The 22,838-nt window shown below is 64.5% G+C and carries 17 protein-coding genes; 7 read left to right on the top strand and 10 right to left on the bottom strand.

The genetic code is table 11. From position 1 onward, the window contains the following. The first annotated feature begins 48 nt into the window (after positions 1-48). From exbB to BLU76_RS01410, 6 genes are all read left to right on the top strand, one after another. Positions 49-1,020, top strand: a complete 972-nt coding sequence (gene exbB, locus BLU76_RS01435; protein ID WP_092148307.1) for a tonB-system energizer ExbB — start codon at positions 49-51, stop codon at positions 1,018-1,020. Between the two features lie 6 nt (positions 1,021-1,026). Further along, positions 1,027-1,455, top strand: a complete 429-nt coding sequence (gene exbD, locus BLU76_RS01430; protein WP_063323792.1) for a TonB system transport protein ExbD — start codon at positions 1,027-1,029, stop codon at positions 1,453-1,455. Continuing rightward, positions 1,452-2,207: an energy transducer TonB gene (locus BLU76_RS01425; protein WP_063323791.1), complete on the top strand. Its 756-nt coding sequence runs from the start codon at positions 1,452-1,454 to the stop codon at positions 2,205-2,207. The genes exbD and BLU76_RS01425 overlap by 4 nt, the downstream gene beginning before the upstream one ends. Before the next feature lie 324 nt (positions 2,208-2,531). Continuing rightward, positions 2,532-3,452: a hydrogen peroxide-inducible genes activator gene (locus BLU76_RS01420; RefSeq protein WP_063323790.1), complete on the top strand. Its 921-nt coding sequence runs from the start codon at positions 2,532-2,534 to the stop codon at positions 3,450-3,452. Between the two features lie 9 nt (positions 3,453-3,461). Then, complete coding sequence (recG, locus tag BLU76_RS01415; protein ID WP_063323789.1) at positions 3,462-5,537, top strand: ATP-dependent DNA helicase RecG; 2,076 nt, start codon at positions 3,462-3,464, stop codon at positions 5,535-5,537. A gap of 79 nt (positions 5,538-5,616) precedes the next feature. After that, on the top strand, positions 5,617-7,017 hold the full coding sequence (locus BLU76_RS01410) for an aminoacyl-tRNA deacylase and HDOD domain-containing protein (protein WP_063323788.1): 1,401 nt from the start codon (positions 5,617-5,619) through the stop codon (positions 7,015-7,017). Between the two features lie 179 nt (positions 7,018-7,196). On the opposite strand, the gene BLU76_RS01405 is transcribed toward BLU76_RS01410, so the two are convergent. Further along, on the bottom strand, positions 7,197-7,574 hold the full coding sequence (locus tag BLU76_RS01405) for a helicase (RefSeq protein WP_092148313.1): 378 nt from the start codon (positions 7,572-7,574) through the stop codon (positions 7,197-7,199). A gap of 531 nt (positions 7,575-8,105) precedes the next feature. Here BLU76_RS01405 and BLU76_RS01400 point away from each other — a divergent pair. Next, the gene (locus BLU76_RS01400) at positions 8,106-8,486 is read left to right on the top strand and encodes a DUF6124 family protein (RefSeq protein WP_092221250.1); all 381 of its coding nucleotides are present in this window, start codon (positions 8,106-8,108) and stop codon (positions 8,484-8,486) included. A 403-nt stretch (positions 8,487-8,889) separates the two neighbouring features. Here BLU76_RS01400 and tagQ read toward each other — a convergent pair whose 3' ends face one another. The 9 genes from tagQ to BLU76_RS01350 all read right to left on the bottom strand — a co-directional run bounded on the left by tagQ (position 8,890) and on the right by BLU76_RS01350 (position 22,834). Further along, positions 8,890-9,831 carry a type VI secretion system-associated lipoprotein TagQ gene (tagQ, locus tag BLU76_RS01390; protein WP_092148319.1) on the bottom strand — a complete coding sequence of 314 codons (942 nt, stop codon included), beginning with the start codon at positions 9,829-9,831 and terminating at the stop codon, positions 8,890-8,892. An 86-nt stretch (positions 9,832-9,917) separates the two neighbouring features. After that, the gene (locus BLU76_RS01385) at positions 9,918-11,645 is read right to left on the bottom strand and encodes a formylglycine-generating enzyme family protein (RefSeq protein ID WP_092148322.1); all 1,728 of its coding nucleotides are present in this window, start codon (positions 11,643-11,645) and stop codon (positions 9,918-9,920) included. Next, positions 11,638-12,834, bottom strand: a complete 1,197-nt coding sequence (locus tag BLU76_RS01380; RefSeq protein WP_092148325.1) for an ABC transporter permease — start codon at positions 12,832-12,834, stop codon at positions 11,638-11,640. Before BLU76_RS01380 ends, BLU76_RS01385 begins: the two co-directional genes overlap by 8 nt. Next, positions 12,834-13,550: an ABC transporter ATP-binding protein gene (locus BLU76_RS01375; RefSeq protein WP_092221248.1), complete on the bottom strand. Its 717-nt coding sequence runs from the start codon at positions 13,548-13,550 to the stop codon at positions 12,834-12,836. The genes BLU76_RS01380 and BLU76_RS01375 overlap by 1 nt, the downstream gene beginning before the upstream one ends. Further along, positions 13,550-16,648, bottom strand: a complete 3,099-nt coding sequence (locus BLU76_RS01370) for a serine/threonine-protein kinase (RefSeq protein ID WP_092221246.1) — start codon at positions 16,646-16,648, stop codon at positions 13,550-13,552. The genes BLU76_RS01375 and BLU76_RS01370 overlap by 1 nt, the downstream gene beginning before the upstream one ends. Further along, positions 16,645-17,376: a PP2C family protein-serine/threonine phosphatase gene (locus BLU76_RS01365; RefSeq protein WP_092221243.1), complete on the bottom strand. Its 732-nt coding sequence runs from the start codon at positions 17,374-17,376 to the stop codon at positions 16,645-16,647. Before BLU76_RS01365 ends, BLU76_RS01370 begins: the two co-directional genes overlap by 4 nt. After that, entirely contained in the window at positions 17,377-18,030 is a 654-nt protein-coding gene (gene tagF, locus BLU76_RS01360; protein ID WP_092221242.1) for a type VI secretion system-associated protein TagF, read from the bottom strand. Further along, positions 18,027-21,527 carry a type VI secretion system membrane subunit TssM gene (gene tssM, locus BLU76_RS01355; RefSeq protein ID WP_092221241.1) on the bottom strand — a complete coding sequence of 1,167 codons (3,501 nt, stop codon included), beginning with the start codon at positions 21,525-21,527 and terminating at the stop codon, positions 18,027-18,029. The genes tagF and tssM overlap by 4 nt, the downstream gene beginning before the upstream one ends. Further along, positions 21,524-22,834, bottom strand: coding sequence for a DotU family type VI secretion system protein (locus tag BLU76_RS01350; protein WP_063323777.1), 1,311 nt, complete (start codon positions 22,832-22,834; stop codon positions 21,524-21,526). Before BLU76_RS01350 ends, tssM begins: the two co-directional genes overlap by 4 nt. Positions 22,835-22,838: the final 4 nt, after the last annotated feature.

Below are 22,838 nucleotides of genomic sequence, written 5' to 3'. Positions count from 1 at the left end.
AGGCCTGGAAGAACATCAACCTTCTTTTTTCTCTCAGGTCCGGCCAGCATGAAACGCTCTCTATCCCCCGCTTCGCCAACCAATCGACCTCGTGCCTGGGGCACGGTAGCCGCCCTGCTATTCAGCCTGCTGCTGGCACCTGCCGCCGCGTTCGCCGATGCACAGGCGCCCGCCACGACCCCGGCCACCGCACCGGCTGCTGCCCAGGCACCGGCCGACCCGGCCGCTCCCGTTGCAACGCCGGTCGCCACCGACCCGGCCCAAGCCGTCGAAGCCGACGCACCTCAAGTGCTCGAAGCCGACAACTCCCTGGGCATGGCCCACGACCTGTCGCCATGGGGCATGTACAAGAACGCCGACATCATCGTGAAAATCGTGATGATCGGCCTGGCCATCGCCTCGATCATCACTTGGACTATCTGGATTGCCAAAGGCTTCGAGCTGCTGGGTGCCAAGCGTCGCTTGCGTGGTGAAATCGCCGCCCTGAAAAAAGCCACCACCCTCAAGGAAGCCAGCGCCACCGCCGCGAAGGCAGGCACTCTTGCCAACCTGCTCGTGCATGACGCACTCGAAGAGATGCGCCTGTCGGCCAACAGCCGCGAGAAAGAAGGCATCAAGGAACGCGTGAGCTTCCGCCTCGAACGCCTGGTCGCCGCCTGCGGTCGCAACATGAGCAGCGGCACCGGCGTGCTTGCCACCATCGGCTCTACCGCGCCATTCGTCGGTCTGTTCGGCACCGTGTGGGGCATCATGAACAGCTTCATCGGCATCGCCAAGACCCAGACCACCAACCTCGCCGTCGTCGCACCCGGCATCGCCGAAGCCTTGCTGGCAACGGCCTTGGGCCTGGTCGCAGCGATCCCGGCCGTCGTGATCTACAACGTCTTCGCCCGTTCCATTGCCGGCTACAAGGCCCAGGTCTCCGACGCCTCGGCTGAAGTCCTGTTGCTGGTCAGCCGCGACCTCGACCACCTGCCGCCCGAGCGCAGCTCGCAACCGCACATGGTGAAAGTGGGGTAATCGGCCATGGGCCTGCATTTGAAAGAAGGCGCAGACGACGATCTGGCCGAGAACCACGAAATCAACGTCACGCCGTTCATCGACGTGATGCTGGTGCTGTTGATCATCTTCATGGTGGCCGCCCCGCTTGCCACCGTGGACATCAAGGTTGACCTGCCGGCGTCGACGGCCAAGCCTTCGCCACGGCCGGAAAAACCGGTGTTCCTCAGCGTCAAGGCCGACCAGCGCCTGTTCCTGGGCGAAGAAGAGGTCAAGGCCGAAACCCTTGGCGCGACCCTCGACGCCAAGACCCAAGGCAAGAAAGACACGACGATCTTCTTCCAGGCCGACAAAGGCGTGGACTACGGCGACCTGATGAGCGTGATGGACGCGCTGCGGGGCGCTGGCTACCTGAAGGTCGGCCTGGTCGGACTCGAGACGGCGCGGCAGAAATGATCACGACGCGCCAAAAGCTGACGCGTTACAGCGGTAGCCTGGCAGTGGTGCTGGGCGTGCATGCGCTCGCCATCGCCCTGGCGTTGAACTGGACATCGCGCCCGCCCATCGAATTGCCTCCCCAGGCGATGATGGTCGAGCTGGCGCCGGTACCAGCCCCGCCGCCGCCGGCACCGCCAAAAGTCGTCACACCGCCGCAACCTCCCGAGCCGGTCGAAGAATTGCCTCTGCCCAAGCTTGCCGAAGCGCCGAAGCCGGAGATTTCCGTGCCCAAGCCGGTCAAGCCCAAGCCAAAGCCGCAACCGCCCAAACCCAAACCGGTGGAGAAAAAGCCCGAGCCGCCGAAGGAACAGCCGTCGGAGCAGAAGCCCAGCGACACCCCGCCAACCCAGTCAGTGGCCGAGAAGTCCGCGCAACCGGCTCCTGGCCCGTCACCTGCACAATCGGCTGCCAAGGCCAACTGGCAGGGCACGCTGCTGGCGCACCTGGGCAAGTACAAGAAGTACCCGCCCAGGGCCCAGCAGATGAACAAGGAAGGCATGAACCGCCTGCGCTTCGTGGTGGATGCCGAAGGTAACGTGCTGTCATTCGAACTGGTGGGCAGCTCCGGCACGGACTCCCTGGACCGGGCCACCCTGGAAATGATCCGCCGCGCCCAACCGCTGCCCAAGCCGCCGGCGGAGCTGCTGACCAACGGCACCATCGAACTGACGGCACCGTTTGTGTACTCCATCGACAAGCGCCGGCGCTGACTGAACCTGGCAACCCGGTAGCAGGTGAATCCTGTGGCGAGGGAGCTTGCTCCCGCTGGACTGCGCAGCAGGCCGTGGCCCGATCAACACGATCTGCCTGATACGGCGCATTCGCTGGTTTTGGGGCTGCTTCGCGGCCCAGCGGGAGCAAGCTCCCTCGCCACAATTAGTACAACCGGCAGGAAGGCATCGAAAGATGCCTTTTTCATATTCAGCAACGCCCCAACAGACATTGGACAGTGTCACACCGCCCCCCCAGTCTGATAACGTGCGTCTATCGATTGCAGCCGGTATGCTTGGCTCGCAACTTCACGGACGCTCGCCATGACCCTCACAGAATTACGCTACATCGTGACCCTCGCCCAAGAGCAGCATTTCGGCCATGCGGCCGAGCGTTGCCACGTCAGCCAGCCGACGCTGTCGGTGGGCGTGAAAAAGCTTGAAGACGAACTCGGTGTGCTGATTTTCGAGCGCAGCAAAAGCGCCGTGCGCCTGACTCCAGTGGGCGAAGGCATCGTGGCCCAGGCGCAAAAGGTCCTGGAGCAGGCCCAGGGTATTCGCGAACTGGCCCAGGCCGGCAAGAACCAACTGACCGCCCCGCTGAAAGTCGGCGCGATCTACACCGTCGGCCCGTACCTGTTCCCGCACCTGATTCCGCAACTGCACCGGGTCGCCCCGCAGATGCCGTTGTACATCGAAGAAAACTTCACCCATGTGCTGCGCGACAAGCTGCGCAACGGCGAGCTGGACGCGATCATCATCGCCCTGCCATTCAACGAAGCCGACGTCCTGACCCTGCCGCTCTACGACGAACCGTTCTACGTCCTGATGCCGGCCCAGCACCCCTGGACCCAGAAAAAGACCATCGACGCCGCCCAGCTCAACGACAAGAGCCTGCTGTTGCTTGGCGAAGGCCACTGCTTCCGCGACCAGGTGCTCGAAGCCTGCCCGACCCTGACCAAGGGCAACGAAGGCGCCAAGCACACCACGGTGGAGTCCAGCTCCCTGGAAACCATCCGCCACATGGTCGCGTCGGGCCTGGGTATTTCGATCCTGCCGCTGTCGGCGGTGGACAGCCATCATTACTCCCCGGGCGTGATCGAAGTCCGCCCGCTGACGCCGCCCGTGCCGTTCCGCACCGTGGCCATCGCCTGGCGCGCCAGTTTCCCGCGGCCCAAGGCCATCGAGATCCTCGCTGACTCGATCCGCCTGTGCTCCGTGGCCAAGCCGCCCGCTGGCAAGTAAGCCACGCCCATGACGGAGCTGTCGAAAGTGCCGGTCACCACACTCAAGGGTGTCGGTGAAGCCATGGCCGAGAAACTGGCCAAGGTCGGCCTGGAAACCCTCCAGGACCTGCTGTTCCACCTGCCGCTGCGTTACCAGGACCGCACCCGCGTGGTGCCCATCGGCCATCTGCGCCCGGGACAGGATGCGGTGATCGAAGGCACCGTCAGCGGCGCCGACGTGGTCATGGGCCGCCGTCGCAGCCTGGTGGTGCGCTTGCAGGATGGCACCGGCGGGCTCAGCCTGCGCTTCTATCATTTCAGCAATGCGCAAAAGGAGGGCCTCAAGCGCGGCACCCGTGTGCGCTGCTACGGCGAGGCGCGGCCCGGGGCTTCGGGGCTGGAGATCTATCACCCGGAATACCGCGCCATCACCGGTGACGAACCGCCGCCGGTGGACGAAACCCTGACCCCGGTCTACCCCCTCACCGAAGGCCTGACCCAACAACGCCTGCGCCAGCTCTGCCAGCAAACCCTGACCCTGCTCGGCCCCAGCAGCCTGCCCGACTGGCTGCCCACGGAACTGGCCCGGGATTACCACTTGGCCCCCCTGGCCGATGCGATCCGCTACTTGCACCATCCGCCCGCCGATGCCGACGTGGACGAACTCGCCGTCGGCCATCACTGGGCCCAGCATCGTCTGGCGTTCGAAGAGCTGCTGACCCATCAACTGTCCCAACAACGCCTGCGCGAAAGCCTGCGTTCCCTGCGCGCCCCAGCCATGCCCAAGGCCAGGGATCTGCCGGCCCGCTACCTGGCCAACCTCGGGTTCACCCCCACAGGCGCCCAGCAACGGGTCGGCAACGAAATCGCCTACGACCTGAGCCAGCCCGAGCCGATGCTGCGGTTGATCCAGGGCGATGTCGGCGCCGGCAAGACCGTGGTCGCCGCCCTCGCCGCGCTCCAGGCCCTGGAAGCGGGGTATCAGGTAGCGCTGATGGCGCCCACCGAGATCCTCGCCGAACAACATTTCATCACCTTCCAGCGCTGGCTCGAACCGCTGGGCATCGAAGTCGCCTGGCTGGCCGGCAAGCTCAAGGGCAAGAACCGCGCCGCCGCCCTGGCGCAGATCGCCGAAGGGGCACCGATGGTGGTCGGCACCCACGCGTTGTTCCAGGACGAGGTGCAATTCAAGAACCTGGCCCTGGTGATCATCGATGAACAGCACCGCTTCGGCGTGCAGCAGCGCCTGGCCCTGCGGCAGAAAGGCGTGGGCGGGCGGATGTGCCCTCATCAACTGATCATGACCGCGACGCCGATCCCGCGAACCCTGGCGATGAGCGCCTACGCCGACCTCGACACCTCGATCCTCGACGAACTGCCGCCCGGCCGTACGCCGGTCAACACCGTGCTGGTGACCGATACCCGACGAGTGGAGGTGATCGAGCGCGTGCGCAGCGCCTGCGCAGAAGGGCGGCAGGCTTATTGGGTGTGCACGCTGATCGAAGAGTCGGAAGAACTGACCTGCCAGGCGGCCGAGACCACCTTTGAGGACCTCACCGCCGCCCTCGGCGAGTTGAAGGTCGGGCTGATCCACGGACGCATGAAGCCCGCCGAGAAAGCCGCCGTCATGGCTGAGTTCAAGGCCGGCGCCCTGCAACTTTTGGTTGCCACCACGGTGATCGAGGTGGGCGTCGACGTGCCCAACGCCAGCTTGATGATCATCGAAAACCCCGAGCGCCTGGGCCTGGCACAGTTGCACCAGTTGCGCGGACGCGTGGGTCGAGGCAGCGCCGCCAGCCATTGCGTCCTGCTGTATCACCCGCCACTGTCGCAGATCGGTCGCCAGCGGCTGGGGATCATGCGCGAAACCAACGACGGTTTCGTCATCGCCGAAAAAGACCTCGAATTGCGCGGCCCCGGTGAAATGCTCGGCACGCGCCAGACCGGTCTGCTTCAATTCAAGGTAGCCGACCTGATGCGCGACGCCGACCTGCTCCCCGCCGTACGCGATGCCGCCCAGGCGCTGCTGGAACGCTGGCCCGACCACGTCAGCCCGCTGCTGGATCGCTGGCTGCGTCACGGGCAGCAATACGGCCAAGTGTGAGCACGCGCTCAGTTTTCCGGACGCGCGTACCGGACAAGCTGGTTATACTGACCAACTTGTAGGAAAACGGATACAGACCATGACAGAAGCTGCCCTCGTTCCCGAATCCCCGCACGCTCCGTCTGTTATTCGGCTGTTGCTCGAGAAATTGGGCATCGGCTTTGACGAAGTGCTCGAACGCCCCGGCCTGAACCCAGCCCGCAAAGTACAGGCAGTGTTGCTGCACGATGCCGTTGGCGCGCTGATGGTGCTGTTTCCGCAAAGCCAACTGCTGGACCTCAACCGCCTGGCCGAACTCACCGGCCGCAAACTCACGGCAGTGCCTACCGACCGCCTGGAGCGCATGCTCGGTAAACACAGCCTGAGCCTGCTGCCCGGTCTGCCGGCGCTGACCAGTTCACCCTGCCTGTACGAAGAAAGCCTGCTGCGTGAGCCAAAGCTGCTGATCAACTCGGGCGAGCCGGGACTGCTGCTGGAAGTCACCAGCGAAGCGTTCAAGACCATGCTCACCAAGGCCAGCGCCGCGACGTTCGGCGAAGCCGTGAGCAACATCACCCCCAACCTGGACCGCCCACACGACGACCGCGCGGAAATCACCCAGGCCGTACAGGCGTTCACCGCCCGGCGTATCCAGCAACGGCTGGAAGAAACCATCGAGATCCCGCCGCTGGCCGAAACCGCTCAGAAAATCATCAAGCTGCGGGTCGACCCGGACGCGACCATCGATGACATCACCGGCGTCGTCGAAACCGACCCGGCCCTGGCCGCGCAAGTGGTGAGCTGGGCCGCATCGCCCTACTACGCCTCGCCGGGCAAGATTCGTTCAGTGGAAGACGCCATCGTCCGGGTACTGGGCTTCGACCTGGTGATCAACCTGGCACTGGGCCTGGCCTTGGGCAAGACCCTGAGCCTGCCCAAGGACCACCCGCAACACACCACGCCCTACTGGCACCAGTCGATCTACACCGCCGCCGTCATCGAAGGCCTGACCCGCGCCATGCCCCGTGCCCAGCGACCCGAAGGCGGCCTGACCTACCTATCGGGCCTGCTGCATAACTTCGGCTACCTGTTGCTGGCCCACGTGTTCCCGCCGCACTTCTCGCTGATCTGCCGGCACCTGGAGGTCAACCCGCACCTGTGCCACAGCTACGTGGAACAGCACCTGCTGGGCATCAGTCGCGAGCAGATCGGCGCCTGGCTGATGCGCTACTGGGACATGCCCGACGAACTGGCCACCGCCCTGCGCTTCCAGCACGACCCGCACTACGACGGCGAATACGCCGCCTACCCGAACCTGGTGTGCCTGGCCGTACGCCTGCTGCGCTCGCGAGGGATCGGCTCCGGCCCGGACGAGGAAATTCCCGATGCTTTGCTGGAGCGTGTAGGACTGTCTCGAGACAAGGTCAATGACGTGGTCAGCAAAGTGCTTGAAGCCGAAGTGCTGCTGCGCGAACTGGCTTCGCAGTTCAGCCACGGCTGAATAGATTCACCTGGCTTGTGCAAGTGAGTGAAGCTCTTGTGGCGAGGGAGCTTGCTCCCGCTCGGCTGCGCAGCAGTCGCAAAACCGCCTGACGCGATCTGCCTGGAGGGTTGCGTTAACCCATTTAGGGCCGCTTCGCGGCCCAGCGGGAGCAAGCTCCCTCGCCACGGGGTTCTTGGCTAGGCCTTGGCCTTCTTCGGTTTCAAGTACTTGGTCAGGCCCTGAAACCAGATCACCAGCGCCGGGTTGCCCTTGATCTGGATCGACTTGTCCTGAATCCCCGTCATGAATGCCAGTTGCTTGTTCTTGGCCTGCATCGTGGCGAAGCCATAGGCGGCGTCCTTGAAGGCGATGGCGAAGGCCGGGGTCGGATAAACGCCGGACTGGCTGGTGATGCGCTGGTTCTTCACGGTGAAATGCCGGGCGACCTTGCCGTCCAGGGTTTGCAATTGGAACACCAATTCCTTATCGCCCAACTGCTGTTGGAACGCCGGATTGGTCCGGCTGGCCTTGCCCATCAACCACCCCAGCATCCACAGCAGAAAACGAAATTTCATGGGCACCGCCTCGTGAAGAAAGATGAATGGCTGGCAGTTTAGCGATTCTTCAGCGGAACGCTATCATCGGTTCGCTTTGTCGGAAGATAAGCTGGTTTTCGCGAAAGATGACTGCCAAGTCACAAAACACAAAGTCAAAAAATCGCAGCCTTCGCCAGCTCCTACACCCATTTCCGTAGGAGCTGCCGAAGGCTGCGATCTTTTGACCTTTTTGCTCTCTTGCTCCTCGGATATTTCCTTCAAAACGCCGGGCTGTTCATGAACTAGGCAGGGCTCTGGTGCGCCGCTAACCTTTGTTCGTCATCGCAAAAAACGGTGACACGGACGTGCAAGTCCGGCGGAGGACACAATTGTCGATGGCAATTCATCGGGCATTTTTTTATGCTCGCGAATCGTTATGGCAGCTGTGTATGGGAGATCTTCGGGTCTGCCGGGTACTCCGACCGGTCTTGCACACCTATGCATAGCTGCCACCTCTCTCGACTGTGCAAGCGAAGCGGTGTTGGCTCCTGAAAACTTCGGAGTACAACTATGGTCAAGCCATCACCTAATCCGCCGCAAAACGGCCACAAATCCCGCGTCCAAGCGCAGGAAGAAAAAAAGCTCGAAGACGCCGCCACCCGCGCCCTCGACTACTACCTCAACCCCCAACCCTCCCCGCCCGAACCCGACAAAAACCAGCTCTTCATCGTCTCCCCCCACATCGACACCGAAACCCTGCTGGCCAACGCTTCCGAAGACCTGCTCTCCATCAGCACCATCGCCGCCGACCTGGCTGACGACGTCGACGACTCACGCCGCTGCATAGCCCTGGCGATCAGTCGCATGGCCGATGGGGTTCAGTTGTTGGTCGAGAGGGCGTTGGATGATCTGGAAACCAAGGGGATGGCGGCGCCTGACGCCAAGGTGTAGCGCTGGCATTGATGCAGGCTGAGCCGACGCCATCGCGAGCGGGCTCGCTCCCACAATTGGATCGGAGTACGACAGAGAGAGCCAGGCCGGCTATCAGGCCGCCTCGCGGTGGACGTTGATCTCGGCGCCCCGTTAACCACGATGGCCGAACGTAGGTATTGCGCAGTGGGCATCCCGGCATGGATGCCGGGATAGCCGCGCTGGGCCATGGATGGCCCTTCGCGGCGGCCCACGGAGCAATGCCTACGTTCGGGCATGCCGAGCCCTAGCGAGGCACCGAGTGGTGGGGCACAAGCGCTTTGGTTACTTTCGCGCTTTTCGAAAGTGACCCGCTGTAAGAGCGGAACCCTAAGCAGCCGTTACCGCAGCAACGGATATGTACCCCCCCACAAAACAACCTCAATCAAACATTCGGGCAAGGAACCGGTGCCCAGTCACCCAGGTCCGGGTTCTTGCACATGCTATTGACCTGAGTGGTACCCGCGCTGGCGACCTGCTTGCTCTCATCCTGCTTGGCCTTGGCGGTCTGCAGGGTTTTCTCGGTGGTCACCGCTTCTTTCGGCACGGTTGGCAACACCGGTGGTTTTTTCGCCGGCTTCACAATCTTCTTGGTCTTGCTGGTGGTCTGAGCCACGACCGGCGTGGTATCAGCAGTGGCCACAGTCACCACGTCAGTACGCTGCACACCCACCTGCTGCAGGTCTTTCTCATAGGCCTGGGTGTAGTTGTTCAGATCTTCCGAGGCCTTGCCGTTGACCGCGACAATCAGGTCGTTCGACTCTTTCAGGCCAGCGACGATTTCCGCCAGGCGCTTGCGGCCTTCGGTGTCGTTGACGGTCTTGGCCTTGCGGTCGGCAACCAGTTTGCTGAACGCGTTCTGGTAGCACTGCTGCGACGTCTTGGCGTAAGCGGTGCTGCGGTCGATGTCGGAGACGCTTTTGTTGACGTCGGCGGCGTAGGAGGCGATGCGCTGGTTGTCATCGGCGATCTGCTTCTGGCGCTCGGTGTAGTAACCGGCTGCACCACCGGCCAGGGCGCCGCCCGCGGCACCGATGGCCGCGTTGCGACCACGGTCTTCCTTGTCGGCGGTCAGGGCGCCCAGCAGCGCACCACCCACTGCACCAACGGCCGCGCCGGTAACCACCGACTTGGTCATGCTGCCCTCAGTGGAGCGCAGGTGCTGCACCGGCTCGTAGCAGTTCGGGTAGTACTCGACCTTGGTGCTCGAGGCGACTTTGGAAGTCGGCGACGTGGCGCAGCCGGTCAGTACGGTGCTGAAGCCGACAGCGACCATCAGCAAGTGACGCTTGGAAACCGAAGCAAAAGGTTTACGGGAGAAAAGCATAGTTGTGTTCTCGTTTTAAGTTTTGACCAGCTCAGCACAGCCCCATTGCCGCCTGAGTCCCTTCCAAGCTCGCTGACAACGAACACTCAAGACCGCTGAGCGTTCGATGCGAGCAATTCCTTCAATATCGCCGCCGGGTCGGCTCGTTTTTGCTGACGATAATCCCCGACATGACGAACGAATAACGTTGCACGCGCCACCAGGCTCTTGCCTAGGACCGGCTTGCGCTCCAATTCTTCCTTGATGCGCTGGAACTGCGCCTGGATCACCGCATCGGTGTAACGCGTGCCGGTGGCCAGGTTGTCGATGTAAATCGCCACCGCGCCGTCCAAGGCGCTGCGGCCATTGTCGATGGCTGTGGCAAACAGCTGGGCGCTGGCCTCGTCCTTGGCGTCCAGGGCGGCTTGCCGGCTGTTCTGCAGATTGGTCAGGCGAATGTTGTAGTTGTTGACGGTCTCGGCCACCAAGGCTGACGACTGGATCAGGTTGCCCGCCGCTTCCTCGCGCTGCTGGGCGATGAGCGAGACGTTGCGCTTGAGTTCTTCGTTGACCAGGCCCAGTTCGGCTTGCAGGCGCGGATCGACGCTGGCGGCGATGATGCTGTCCAGGCGCTTGGTCGGGTCATCGGCGTCGTCGATGGCATCGGTCAGCGACGCGAGGCGGCCTTCTTTTTGCCACTGGGCAAACAATTCCTTGTAGCGCGAACGTGGCGCCGACAAGGCACCGACGGCCACGCGAAAACCGGTGGTTTCGTTGCTTTGCTCAGTGCCGTCGGCGGCGAACAACGGGTACTCGCGGCGCATGCCGGTGAACAGCGTGCCCTCGCCTTCCAGGTAGTTGCCGCCCTTGACCACGAAGCCGCCATAGGCGCCCTGGCGGCGACCGGCGTGCACTAATTGGAAAGATTCCTGGACCATCTCGGCGGCGTTGCCGACCACGTCGAACAGGCCAATCGGGTTCGGCAGCTTGGTGCCGATGGGCATCAGCCGCGCCGCCTGCCCGGTGCCACCGGCGACCTGGTTGAACACCGCCCAATCGGCCAGCGGCCCGTCGCTTTCACTGCCTTCCAGGCGCCGTGGGAACAGGCGTCCTTCCAAGTCCTGACGGCTCACGGCCTGGCCGCCGCGGGCGGCGAATTCCCATTCGACTTCCGTCGGCAAGCGCACGAAACCCAGCCCGCCATCTTCGGCAGAAGTGCCGCGACCGCTCACCGGCAGCAGGTCTTTGTGGTACTTCATCAGCCAGGCGCTGTACACCGCCGAGAAACGCTCAGCCTCGAACTTCGACAGTTTCACCTTGGGCAAGCGCCCGGCCACGCCTTGGGGCAAATCGGCTTGCAAGGTTTCGCAGGCCGGGGCCGGTTCGCCGCTGGCCAGCGATTGCGCCTGGGCCATGACCTGGGCGTACTGGCGCGCGGTGACTTCGTACTTGCCGATGAAGTACAGCATCGGTTTGAGCGGCGTCTTGGCGTCGGTCTTGGGCATCAACGGCGTGATGGTGGTGTTCCAGTCCTTGGGCAGGTCCTTGAGGGTGAACTGACCGTTGATGAAGTCGCGCCGGTAGCCGGAAATGAACGACTGCTGATAACCCGCCTCGCCTTCGCTGAACGGGTAACCGAGGCTGATCTCGCGGTCGTCCAGGGTGCCCTGGGCGAGAATGTAGACGTAACGAAACACCATCTGCCCTTCGCACGGCAGCGGCAGGCTGACGTCATCGGGCAACGGCTTGGGGTTGTCCAACTTGTCGGTGCCTTCATCGGCCCAGGCCAAACTGGCCAGGCTCAACGCCACGGCGGCGCCCAATAACTTATACATCGCGAATTCCTTCACACGCCTGGATGCGCGCCACCCGCCAGCCACCACAAGCCGCCGCGACAGCGCTGACGCCGAGCACGGCCACCAGGGCCAAGGTGTAGTGACGCACCAACAGATGACTGGCGTATTCGCCGGGCATCTGTGCAAATAAATAATTCAGGCCCGACTGCGCCAGGCCATACAAGCCGGCACTCAGCAGGGCCGCAAAGGTGGCGCTGTAGAGCGCCTGCAACACCACGAACAGCAACAGCGCCGCTGTGGAAACCCCCAGCAGGCGCAAGACTGACAGCTCCCGACGCTTACGCTCCACCGCCGCCAGGGCGCCGGCAAAGATCGCCGCGAACGCGCCGGCCAAGGCCAACCCGGCGATGATCCAGAACACGATCGACAGATTGCGGCTCAGCGATTGCACTTGTGCGATGGTCTGGGCCTGGGTCGAGACCAATAGGTTCTGCCCGGCGAAATACTGACGCAGCGGCTCGACGTCGCCGAGGCTGCGGGCATACAAACGAAACGCCGGGTAGACCCGTTGCCCGGCCACACTCACCGCATCGCCCGGCCAGCCGAACGCGGGCACGGCGCGGCCATCGCGGTAATCCTCGGCGGCCTCCAGCAAGGCCAGGGGTGCAAACAGACCGTCGCGGGCGAAGGCTTGCAGGGGCAGCACGTGCAATACCTGCACGCGAGTGCGCTGCGCCTCGCTGCGACCGGCCACCTGCCGACCGAAACTGGCCTGCACCCAATCGCCGGCCTTGGCGCCGAGCTTTTCGGCGGCGGTCTGGCTGAGCACCACTTGATCCAGGCCTTGCGGCACCGGCAAATGCTCGAACAAGGGATCGTTGGCCGCGGTGGGAATCATCTCGACCGTGACGACCGAAGCATCGCCGCTCAAGTCCGCCGTGGCGGCGATCTGCCGAGTGCGCGGCAAGGCAAAAGCCACGTCGCTGCGCTGGCTCAATTGCTCGACGAACTCGGCACTGAAGCGACCGCCGCCCAAGGGGATGATTTCCCGGGTGGCCGGGTCGTTCTGCAGGCGTTCGGTGAGGCTGCTGACCAAGCCGAACTTCAGGCCGAACAACACCAGCAACGGCGCCACCACCGCCACCAACGCCAGCACCGAGCAGGCCGACAGCCAGGCATCGTTGCGGTAATCCTGCCAGGCCAGGGAGGCCACCAGCGCGCCACGCATCAGCAAGCCTCCCCGAGGGTGGCGGTGACACCGCCGTCGACATCGCGACGGCAACTGATGCGCCGCACCTGCAAACCGCTGGCACGGGCCAGGGCCTCGTCGTGAGTGGCGACCACACAGCACACGCCGTGCTCGCGCGCCTGGGCCACCAGCAACTGCATGACGCGCTCGGCGTTCAGCGGGTCGAGGGCGGCGGTCGGTTCATCCGCCAGCAGCAGGCGCGGGCCATGGGCCAGGGCGCGGGCGCAACTGACCCGCTGGCGCTGGCCGACGGACAAGTCCGCCGGTTTTTTGTCCAGTTGATCGGCAATATCCAACTGCCCAGCCAGGCGCGTCACGCTGCCGTCATCCTTCAAGCCCAACAGTTTTCGCGACAACTCGATGTTGCCGCGCACGTCCAGGAAGCCCAACAGGCCGCCGGTTTGCAGAACATAACCCAGGTGACGACTGCGCAGCTCGGCCAAGGTGCCTTGTTGCGACCCACGCCACAATTTGGCGATGTCCAGCGGCGCATTGGCAGGCGTGAAGTCGAACCGCCCGGCCTGATCCGGCGCCAGCACCAGCGCGAGCAAGTCGAGCAAGGTGCTTTTGCCGCAGCCGCTGGGGCCGACCACCGCCAGTTGCTCACCGCCGCGCAATTGCAGCCGTGGAATCACCAGGCTGTAGCGCTGGCTGCCGGCGCCCCGGCTTTTGTGCACCGCGCTCATGTTCAACATTACGGCAGCGTCGACAACGGAACGCGGTACAAGGCATCACCCGGCTCGGCGTCGCCGAAGCGCACCCAGTTCGCCAGGTCGTTGTGGAAGGTTTCGTAGAGACGGATTTTCGAATCCAGCTCGTCGATGAAGTCTTCCTGCTCGGCCACGCTCAACGACAGCCACAGATCCTGGGTCATGTTCAGCGACTTGCTGCGGTACGGCAGCCCTTCCAGGTACTCGCCCAGAATGCCGCCGTCGGCCAGGTTGCCGCCCTTGCGCAGGGCCGACGGGTCGCGGCTCATGTAGGCGCTGGCGCTGGCGATTTCCTGGAAGAAGTCCTTGGGCGAACTCTGGGTCTTGCGGGCCGCGTCGACGATCAGCTTCAGCGACTGCTGCAAGTCGTTGAGTTGCAGCTTGGTCAGCATCACGCACACCTGGAACGCCGGCAGCGCCGGGTTGGTCAGGTCGCGGTCGGCGGTCCAGGCGCTGACCAGTTGCGGCGCCTGGCTGGCGGATTTACGCCCCAAAAAGTCCATGTGCATCGCGTAGCCGACCGCCGCCGATTTATCCGCCAGGCTCGGCGCGGCACTCAACAGCGGCACGGCTTGCGGTTTGTTGCTGCGCACCTGATGCACCAGGTCGGCAAACACCGAACCGATCTCGTCGACGCGCTCGCCGAACTTGCGCACATCGGCGCCCGGCACCGGAATGTACAGATCGCCGATCTGCGGGTTGGCGTCGGCGGTCAGGGTGCGGTACTGGCTCTGGGCGCCGGCGTGGGTTTTCTTGCCAGCGTCGCTGAGCAGGTGCAAGGCGTAGATCTTGATCTGCTTGCCCAGTGCGGCCTGGCGCACTTCGGCCTCGTTCATTTGCGTGGCGGCAAATGGATCGTTCTTGCGCAGGGCCCCGGCGTCGGTGACCAACAGGATCAAACGCCCGCCATAACCGGACCAGTCCATGCCTTCGACGGCTTCCATGACCCCGGCAAACGCATCTTCGTTGAACGAATGGCTCGACACCGTCGATGCCTTGACCTGGCGCGCCAGCTCCATGAAGCGTTGCGGGTCGCGGCCCTGCTCCAGGGTGATCAAGGTCTTGGCGACGTATTCCAGGCCCGGGGTTTTCTTGATGCTGCTGCGGAACCCCACCATGCCGAAGCTGACGCTGTCCAACTCGCCGCGCTCGGCAATGCGGGTTTGCAGCTCGTGGACCACGTCGCGCACCTGGTCGATGTAAGGCTGCATCGACACCGTAGTGTCCACTACCAGCACCACGGCGGTGCGGAACGCGTCGGCGTTGGCGGTGGTGATCGGCGTGTTGCTCGACGCCTTGGGGGTGTTGCCCGGATCGATCGACGCCACATTCAGCAACTGCACCGGCTGGCCGTTCTCATCGAGGCTCTCGCGGGAATCGAAGATCGGCAACAGGTAGAACTGGCTTTGCGGCACGGCGCTGGCGGCCGGCTCCAGGGCCAGCACTTGCTGGTCGTCCTGCGGGCTCTGCTGGGCCTTGAGCAACACGTTCTTGGCGGCCGATGGGTTAGCCAGGAGCTTTTCCACTTCGCCTGGCTGACGCAGGAACATCACTGGCGCACGGCCAGAACGTTCGGTGAACTTGAGCACCAGGCTCTGCTTCCAGTCGCTGACCTGGGCGGCGGGCAACCAGCCGTCGCTGCGCCCGTCAGTGGCCGCACCGACTCGTACCCACGAACCGCCGTCGACGTCCTTGCGCTGATACACGTAAAGCACGGAAAACGCCGGCAGTGCCTTGCCCGGTGCCGCGCCCGGCGCGTCGGCGAGCTTCGCCCCCGGTTTGCTGAGCACGCGCTGGAACAGGGTTTTCTTGCCCGCCATCAACAGCGGACGCTGGCCGCCATCAGCCTCGGTCGCCACGGGTGGCTGAGCCGCAGGGACAACAGGTGGTTTGACCGCTGGTACTTCCGGGGCCTGCGGCGGCTTCACTTCCGGTGGCTTGACCGAGGTGGTCGTGGCCACTGGCGTCTTCACTGCTTTGCCGTCATCACCGGACAACCACCAATAACCCGCACCACCCAACGCCAGCGCCACGGCGACCGCAACGGCGGCCAGGGCGAACACCGGGCCCTTGCGTTGCTCCGACACCGAGGATTGAACCGTCGGTTTTAGCGGCGGCGCAACGGGCTTGGGCTGCGATTGTGGCGGCGGTGGTGAGTGAGCCGGGCCGCTGGGAATGTCGATGGACATGGGCGTCAAACCCGCCAAGTCGTCCACCGCAGGCGGCGTGGTCGGCAGTTGCAACGACAATGGCCGGATCAGCGTCGCTTCCGACGACTCTTCAGGCAGGTTATCCAGCGCCCGCAGCAACGCCGCCGCGTCCGGGAAACGCTCCGCCGGGTCCTTCGCCAACAGTTTGCGCAGCACGTCCTGATAACGGCCGTGGTGCACCGGCAGCTCCGGCAACGGTTCGGTCAGGTGCGCCAGGGCCGTGGACAATGCGTCGTTGCCGGTATACGGCAGCTTGCCGACAAGGATTTCGTAGAGCACCACGCCCAGGGCGTACAGGTCGGCGCGGCCATCGATGTCCTGCCCACGGGCCTGTTCTGGGCTCATGTAGCTGGGCGTGCCGACCGCGAAACCGGCCTGGGTAAATTGAGTGCGGTCGTCCAGGGACTTGGCGATGCCGAAGTCCGAAAGCACCGCCGTGCCATCGGCGCGGAACAGGATGTTGGCCGGCTTGACGTCGCGGTGCACCAGGCCCAAGCCGTGGGCATAGCCCAGGGCCGAGGCGATCTGGCGGATGTAGGTCAGGCCCTGCTCCGGCGTCAGGCCCGCGGCGATGCGTTCCTTGAGCGTGCCGTTGGGCAGGTACTCCATCGCCATGTAATACAGCTCACCGACATTGCCAATGTCATGGATGGTGACGGTGTGCGGGTGCGACAGGCGCGCCAGGGTCTTGCCTTCGCGCAGGAAACGCTCGCAGAAGGTCGGGTCGGCGGCCAGCGCGGCGGCCATCACTTTCAACGCCACCTTGCGTTCCAGCGAACGCTGGGTCGCCAGGTACACGCTGGCCATCGCGCCTTCGCCGATCGGCCCTTCGATGTCGTAGCCGGGGATGACAATGTTCAGGGTCAAGCTCATGACGGCACCTTCACGACCACCACGGTGATGTTGTCCGGCGCGCCGCGCATCAGGCCCAGGGACACCAGGCTGCTGACGATTTCGCCGGGCTCGTCGTGGCTCAAGACTTCGCGGATTTCCTCGTCCTCGACGGTCTTGGTCAGCCCGTCGCTGCACAACAGGTAGCTGTCGCCAGGCACCAGCAGCAGTTCGGTCAGCGCCAGGTTCAGTTGCGCCTCGACGCCAATAGCCCGGGTGACGATGTTGGCCCGCGGGTGCACCCGCGCCTCGGCTTCGCTGAGCAGGCCGCTGTCCTGCAGATCCTGGACGTAGCTGTGGTCCCGCGAGATGCCTTCGAGCACGCCGTCGCGCAAGCGGTACAAACGGCTGTCGCCGGCCCACAGGCACATGCCGCGCAGATCGCGGGCGACCAACACCACCACGGTGCTGCCCATCATCGTCACGCCACGGTTGGCGGTTTCTTCCCGCACGGCGGCGTTGACCCGCAGCAGGTCGCTTTGCAGCGCCGCGACGTATTCGTCCAGCGAACGCCCGACGGCAATGCCGCGCAGGCTGTCGACGATCAGGCTGCTGACGTAGTCGCCCGCCGCGTGCCCGCCCATGCCGTCGGCCACCACCCAGAGGCCGTTTTCCGGCAGGTCCAGGCAGGCGTCTTCGTTGACCTGGCGGACCATCCCGACATGGCTCTTGCTTGCAGACTTGATTGCTTTTCCGGCACTTGGACGCATCTACACAACACCTTCTTGGCCGAGCAAAAATTGCGCAAAATCAGCCGCCGCCGGCAATCCCTGGCAGCGCATCAAACCCGGGGCGATGCGCTCCGATCCCTGGCCCCACCACAGGCTCGCGCCTTCGCAGGCCGCCTCGGCCAGGGCACTCGTGCGCCGCTGCGGGTCGGTGGCATCGAAGCGATGCAGGCTGGCGAAACGGCTGCTCGGCGTGCGCGGCAGGTGCATCGGGCTACCGAGGGTTTCCAGCTGTTCGTTGAACGCCTCGAAACTGGCCTCCACGCTCAACGTGCTCAGCAACAGGTTCTCGACCCGCTCAAACCACTCGTCCGCACCGCCCACCACGGACGCCGGGTCCGCGTCGGGCTCCAGCAGCACCGCGACGGTCAGCGGGAAATAACGGCCGACCCGGTCGATGCTCGGCATCACTACCCCGACGGCGGCGTCCGGGCCACACACACCCGGCGCGACCATGAAGCGCCACAGCGGGCTGACCAGATAAGCATCCAGCCAGCGCTCGCCGAGGCTGGTCTGGCTGGCGAGCAAACCCGCCGCCAACCACGAATCCCACGGGCCGATAAAACTCTGGGGCAAGCCACGGCTGACGAAATCCCCGCGGCTGGCCAACTTTCCATAGAAGCCCGGTGTGCTCATAGCCGCTCCGGCAGGCTGAAGCCGCTGAGCACCCGGCTCTTGAATGGATTGAAGGCGCTGTTGGCCCGCAGCTCATAAGAGGCGCTGGCGCCATCGACCCGCAACCGCAGGTTGAAGCGATCCGGCGAGTTACCGGCGGTCAGGTCCGATTGTTCCAGCAGTCGGAACCAGGCCCACGGCCCGTCCAGGGTGATGCCGGAGCGACCATTGGACGACGGCGGCATGATCGAGATCCGCACCACACCGATGCTCCCCGGGTTCGGCCACTGCATGGCGGTCGGGCGGCTTGGGCCGTGGTCGTAGCTCAACTGTTGGCCGTCGAGGTCGAGCAGGAACTGGGTGATGGCCGAGTCCATCGCCACCGGTTTGAGCTCGAAACGCACCATCGGCTGCGTGCCACCGGAACGGAAGAACGCATCGCGGATGGTCGCCGCGCGCTGGAAGGTCTGCAGCACGCCGGGGGCTATGCCGAGCTTCTGCGCCGCGCCCGGCTGCCAGCGCCAGGTCGGCGTCGAAGTGTCGACGTAGGGTTGCAGGTATTTGCGGAAGTAGTTGTCCATCACCCCGCCGACGCCGAAGAACTGGCCGAAATCATCCAGGGTCGCGTCCCGCGCACTGCCTGGCGACATCGGATAACGCCCGGCCAGGGACTGGCGATAGATGTTCACCACTTCGCTGGTCCAGGCGGCGTTCAGTTGGTTGCGCACCCCGCCCATCATGCTGTTGGTGGTGGAGTTGACCACCGACTTGACCAAACCCTGCACCAGCGGCGGCTGGCGTTCGGCGTTGAGGCTGACGCGCGTAGCGGCGGCCGAGGCCTGGTTCTTGGCTTCGCCGAGCAAGGCGTCGCCGCTGGCCCCGACCATGGCGCTGACCTGCACGTACAAAGCGTTCATGTCGGCCAGCAAACCATCGATGGCCGCCGGCTCGCCTTCGCTTTTACTGACGATGCTGTTGAGCTCGGCGAAGTGCGCGGTGATCGGGTCATCGCTTTGCGCCGGTGCGTTTTGCGTCGACTGCTCCTGGCCGAGCAAGCTGCCCAGGCGCTCCTTGAGTTTGTCCACGCCGCCTTCTACCGGCGCACCTTGGGCGGCCAGCAGGCGTTCATCCTGTTGCAGGTCGGTTTCCTTCGCCACCGCCACCAACAGCTTTTTCAACGGCGAGGTCGGACCGGAAATCACCCGCAGCACATCGGCGGCCTGGGCCACGCTGGTGATCGGCACAAAGTCGATGTCGGCCAGCAAGGCGTCCCATTGGCGCAGGTAATCCTGGAAGTACAGGCGACGTACATCGGCGGCTAGGCTGGCGACGTTCTGCTGATCGGCCTGCTCAAAGCCCAGCACCCACTGCTCTTCGGCCAGGGTGCCGGTCTGGCTCAGGCTGGTGAGCAAGAAGCCCTGGCGGTAGCCCTTGACGGTGAAGAACCCGCTCAGCGGCTCGCCCAACGGCTTGCCGCTCTTGCGGCTGAACACCAGCGCCGCGTCACGCCCGGCGGCTTCATTGATGCGGAAGTCCGGGATGCCGTCGGGCAGTTTCTGGCGCTTGATCCGGTCATAGACCCGCTGGGCCACCGGCAATTGCTGCAACTGGCGACGCAGGTCTTCGACCAGGCGCTGGTCCAGGCGCGCGAGGGGCGGACGTCGCTCGAACAGTGCCTGCAAATGCCCGGCCAGGGCCTGGCGCTGCTCGGCCGGCAAGTCCCGCGGCAGGCTGCGGTCCCAATCCAGGGCGATCCAGGCCTTGATGAAGTCGGCATCGTAATGCTCGGTGTCGGCGAGCATCAGGTAGGCCTTCAAGCCTTCGTAGAGGAAATCCGAATTGCCGCCGCTGTGCAGTTGCTCTTCGATACGCGTCAGCAGGCGTGGCGCGAACACCGCGATCAGCAGCTTGCGGTAGACGCTGCCGGACTCGGCTTCGAGCATGTCGCCCTGGTACAAGCCCAGGCCTTCGGCCCAGCTCGGGGCGTCGTCGGCCAGGTGTTTCACGGCGTTGAGCAATGGCAACACCGCGAGCACATCCCGTTGCGCCGGGCTGAGGTTCTGCACGGTTTGTCCCAACGGCGCGACCTTCTGATCGACCTGGGCAATGTAGGCCTGGTTGGCGCGGTAGCTGACCCACCACAACGTGCTGACCACCAGCACCAACACCACGGTGGAGGCCAGGACGCCGCGGGCGATCCACTTGCGCCGCCGCTCGACTTTCGGATCGACGCCCACCAGCCCGCGCTCGGCGAAAGCCACGGCGGTGAAGAGTTTTTCGATGAAGTAGCTGCGCCCGGTGCCGGTCTGGCGCGCCAGGTGCTGACGGTCCAGGTTCATGCTCTGGGCCATGGAGCCGATCAGGCGATCGATCGGGCTGCCTTCCTGGGTGCCGCTGGTGAAATACACGCCACGCAGCAACACGCGCTCTTCGAAGGCGTTGGGTTTGAACACGCCTTCGAGGAAGCTCTGCAGGCAATCTTTCAAGGCGCCGAACTGCTGCGGGAAGCCGTAGATCAGATCGCGCCGCGCCGGGTCGCGCTCTTGTTGCAGGCGTTCCACCAAGCGGTCGTTGAGGCGCTGCTCAAGGCCGGTGAATTCGCTTTGCAGGTGCGCCAGCGGGCTGTCGCTGCTCTTGCCATCGTCCAGGGCGAAGGTCATGCCCCAGACCTGGGCGCGCTCTTCCTTGCTCAGGGTGTCGAAATACTCCATGAACCCGGGCACGAGGTCGAGCTTGGTCAGCATCAGGTAGATCGGGAAGCGCACGCCCAGTTGGGTGTAGAGCTCTTGGATCCGCAGGCGGATTGCGGCGGCATGGGCGGCGCGCTCGGCGTCGCTGCCCAACAGCAGGTCGGACAGGCTGATGGCGATGAACGCGCCGTCAATCGGGCGCCGGGCCCGTTGTTTTTTCAACAGGCCCAGGAAGCCCAGCCAGGCGGCCTTGTCGATGGTCGCGTCGCTGTCCTGGGTGGTGTAGCGCCCGGCGGTGTCGAGCAGGACCGCCTGGTCGGTGAACCACCAATCGCAATTGCGCGTACCGCCGACACCGCGCACGGCACCGGCGCCCAGTTGCGCGGCCAGTGGGAAATGCAATCCGGAGTTGACCAGCGCGGTGGTCTTGCCCGAACCCGGCGGGCCGATGATCACGTACCACGGCAGTTCATAGAGGTTGCGCCGTTCGTCACCGCCCAGCTTGGCTTTCTTGAGCAGGGCCAAGGCTTCGTCCATGCGCTGGCGCAGGGTTTCGAGCTCTTCGGCAGTGGCGATGCTGGTCGGGTCCGGTGGGGTTTGCGCGGCCAGGCTGCGCATCACTTCGGCGGCCTGACGGCGCGCCTGGATGATGCGGAACACCCGGTAGGCGATCCATACCGCGAACACCAGGACGATCAAGGCCCAGCGGCGGCCTTCGGGCACCAGCCAATCGAGCAGCGGGCCAACGAACCAGATGATCAGGCTCAGGGCGATCAGCCCCAGCAATGGGATGACCCAGCGGGTCATAAAACTGAAAAACGCCTTCACTCGACCCCCTCCGCCAATACTGTGATTTCAACCCGACGGTTGCGCGCACGCCCCTCTGGGGTGGCGTTGGATGCCAACGGCTCGGTGTCGCTGCGGCCTTCGGCGCTGAAGCGCTCGGGCTGGCCGGTCTTGGCCGAAAGAATTTGCAGCACCGATTGGGCCCGCGCTTCGGACAACGCCCAGTTGGACGGGAACCGGAGGGTGGCGATCGGCCGATTGTCGCTGTGCCCGGTGACCAGGACCTGGCCCTTGACCTTGCGCACCGCATCGGCGATGCGCAGCATCAGCGGCTGGAAGTCGTCCTTGATGCTGGCGCTGCCCGAGGCGAACAGTTCATCGCCGCGGATGGTCACCACCGAGCGGTCGACGGCGTCTTCCACGGCAATCCGGTTGGCGCGGATTTCATCAGCCAAAAAGCCTGCCAGGCGTGGGCGCTCGACCACTTTCGGCTGCACCACGGGGCGGTCGATGGTCTGTACCGGGATTTCGCCCAGAAAGTGAATGTTCTTGAACACCGGCTCGGCATCGGAGGCCAGTTTCATGCGCAGGCCGAACAGCAGCGCCAGCAGCAAGGCCGCGCCGATGGCCACGGCGATCCACGGCGGCATGAATTGCGCCAGTCGATCACGGGCCACAGTGACACCGCGCCAGTGCGGCGACAGCTCGCGCTCGTAATCGCCACGGGCACTGCGGATGACGGCGGCGGTGCGCTCACGCAACGCTTCCAGTTGACTGCGGCCGTCGTTCATCACCCGGTAGCGCCCCTCGAAACCCAGGCACATGCACAGGTACAAAAGCTCCAGCAGATACAGGCGCTCGCGCGGGCTTTGCAGGCAATGCTCCAGCAACTGGAACACCTTCTCGCCGCCCCAGGCTTCGTTGTGCACGGTGATCAACAGGCTTTGCTTGCCCCAATCGCTGGTGCCGCCCCACGGCGTGCTCAACACCGCTTCGTCCAGCGCGGTGCACAAGGCGTAGCGGGCCAGCAACACATCGTTGCGCACCACACCGGCGGCCTCGGCGCGCTCTTCGAACTGGCGCAGGTAAGCCAGCAGTTGTGCGCGCAAACTGGCCGGCGCCGGGTGAGCAATGGTGTTGCGCAGGCGCGTCAGCAGCGCCAACAGCGGGCCGGCGGCGCTTTCCAACGGGTTGAGGCCCTCGGCCTTGCCGGTGAGCACCGGCGCGGCTGGCATCGACAGCGGTGCAGGCGCAGGCGTCGGCTGTGGCCGGCCAGCGTCCGGGCGGAAGGGATCTCCACCACGGCCACCGGGCGTCGGCATGAACTGGGTACGATCGTCGTTACTCATCGCG

Origin of the sequence: Pseudomonas sp. NFACC08-1 (assembly GCF_900106735.1) — a bacterium.
Lineage (GTDB): Bacteria > Pseudomonadota > Gammaproteobacteria > Pseudomonadales > Pseudomonadaceae > Aquipseudomonas > Aquipseudomonas fluorescens_Q.
The sequence above is the reverse complement of the archived record's forward strand: the minus strand, read 5'-3'. Positions and strand labels throughout refer to the sequence as shown.

What these genes read in the sequence shown, in the direction of transcription:
- exbB (WP_092148307.1), top strand. Translation starts at nt 49, where the DNA reads ATGAAACGCTCTCTATCCCCCGCTTCGCCAACCAATCGACCTCGTGCC.
- BLU76_RS01375 (WP_092221248.1), bottom strand. Translation starts at nt 13,550, where the DNA reads ATGTTGAACATGAGCGCGGTGCACAAAAGCCGGGGCGCCGGCAGCCAG.
- BLU76_RS01420 (WP_063323790.1), top strand. Translation starts at nt 2,532, where the DNA reads ATGACCCTCACAGAATTACGCTACATCGTGACCCTCGCCCAAGAGCAG.
- BLU76_RS01385 (WP_092148322.1), bottom strand. Translation starts at nt 11,645, where the DNA reads ATGTATAAGTTATTGGGCGCCGCCGTGGCGTTGAGCCTGGCCAGTTTG.
- BLU76_RS01370 (WP_092221246.1), bottom strand. Translation starts at nt 16,648, where the DNA reads ATGAGCTTGACCCTGAACATTGTCATCCCCGGCTACGACATCGAAGGG.
- BLU76_RS01350 (WP_063323777.1), bottom strand. Translation starts at nt 22,834, where the DNA reads ATGAGTAACGACGATCGTACCCAGTTCATGCCGACGCCCGGTGGCCGT.
- BLU76_RS01410 (WP_063323788.1), top strand. Translation starts at nt 5,617, where the DNA reads ATGACAGAAGCTGCCCTCGTTCCCGAATCCCCGCACGCTCCGTCTGTT.
- tagQ (WP_092148319.1), bottom strand. Translation starts at nt 9,831, where the DNA reads ATGCTTTTCTCCCGTAAACCTTTTGCTTCGGTTTCCAAGCGTCACTTG.
- BLU76_RS01405 (WP_092148313.1), bottom strand. Translation starts at nt 7,574, where the DNA reads ATGAAATTTCGTTTTCTGCTGTGGATGCTGGGGTGGTTGATGGGCAAG.
- BLU76_RS01400 (WP_092221250.1), top strand. Translation starts at nt 8,106, where the DNA reads ATGGTCAAGCCATCACCTAATCCGCCGCAAAACGGCCACAAATCCCGC.
- exbD (WP_063323792.1), top strand. Translation starts at nt 1,027, where the DNA reads ATGGGCCTGCATTTGAAAGAAGGCGCAGACGACGATCTGGCCGAGAAC.
- BLU76_RS01425 (WP_063323791.1), top strand. Translation starts at nt 1,452, where the DNA reads ATGATCACGACGCGCCAAAAGCTGACGCGTTACAGCGGTAGCCTGGCA.
- BLU76_RS01380 (WP_092148325.1), bottom strand. Translation starts at nt 12,834, where the DNA reads ATGCGTGGCGCGCTGGTGGCCTCCCTGGCCTGGCAGGATTACCGCAAC.
- BLU76_RS01365 (WP_092221243.1), bottom strand. Translation starts at nt 17,376, where the DNA reads ATGCGTCCAAGTGCCGGAAAAGCAATCAAGTCTGCAAGCAAGAGCCAT.
- recG (WP_063323789.1), top strand. Translation starts at nt 3,462, where the DNA reads ATGACGGAGCTGTCGAAAGTGCCGGTCACCACACTCAAGGGTGTCGGT.
- tagF (WP_092221242.1), bottom strand. Translation starts at nt 18,030, where the DNA reads ATGAGCACACCGGGCTTCTATGGAAAGTTGGCCAGCCGCGGGGATTTC.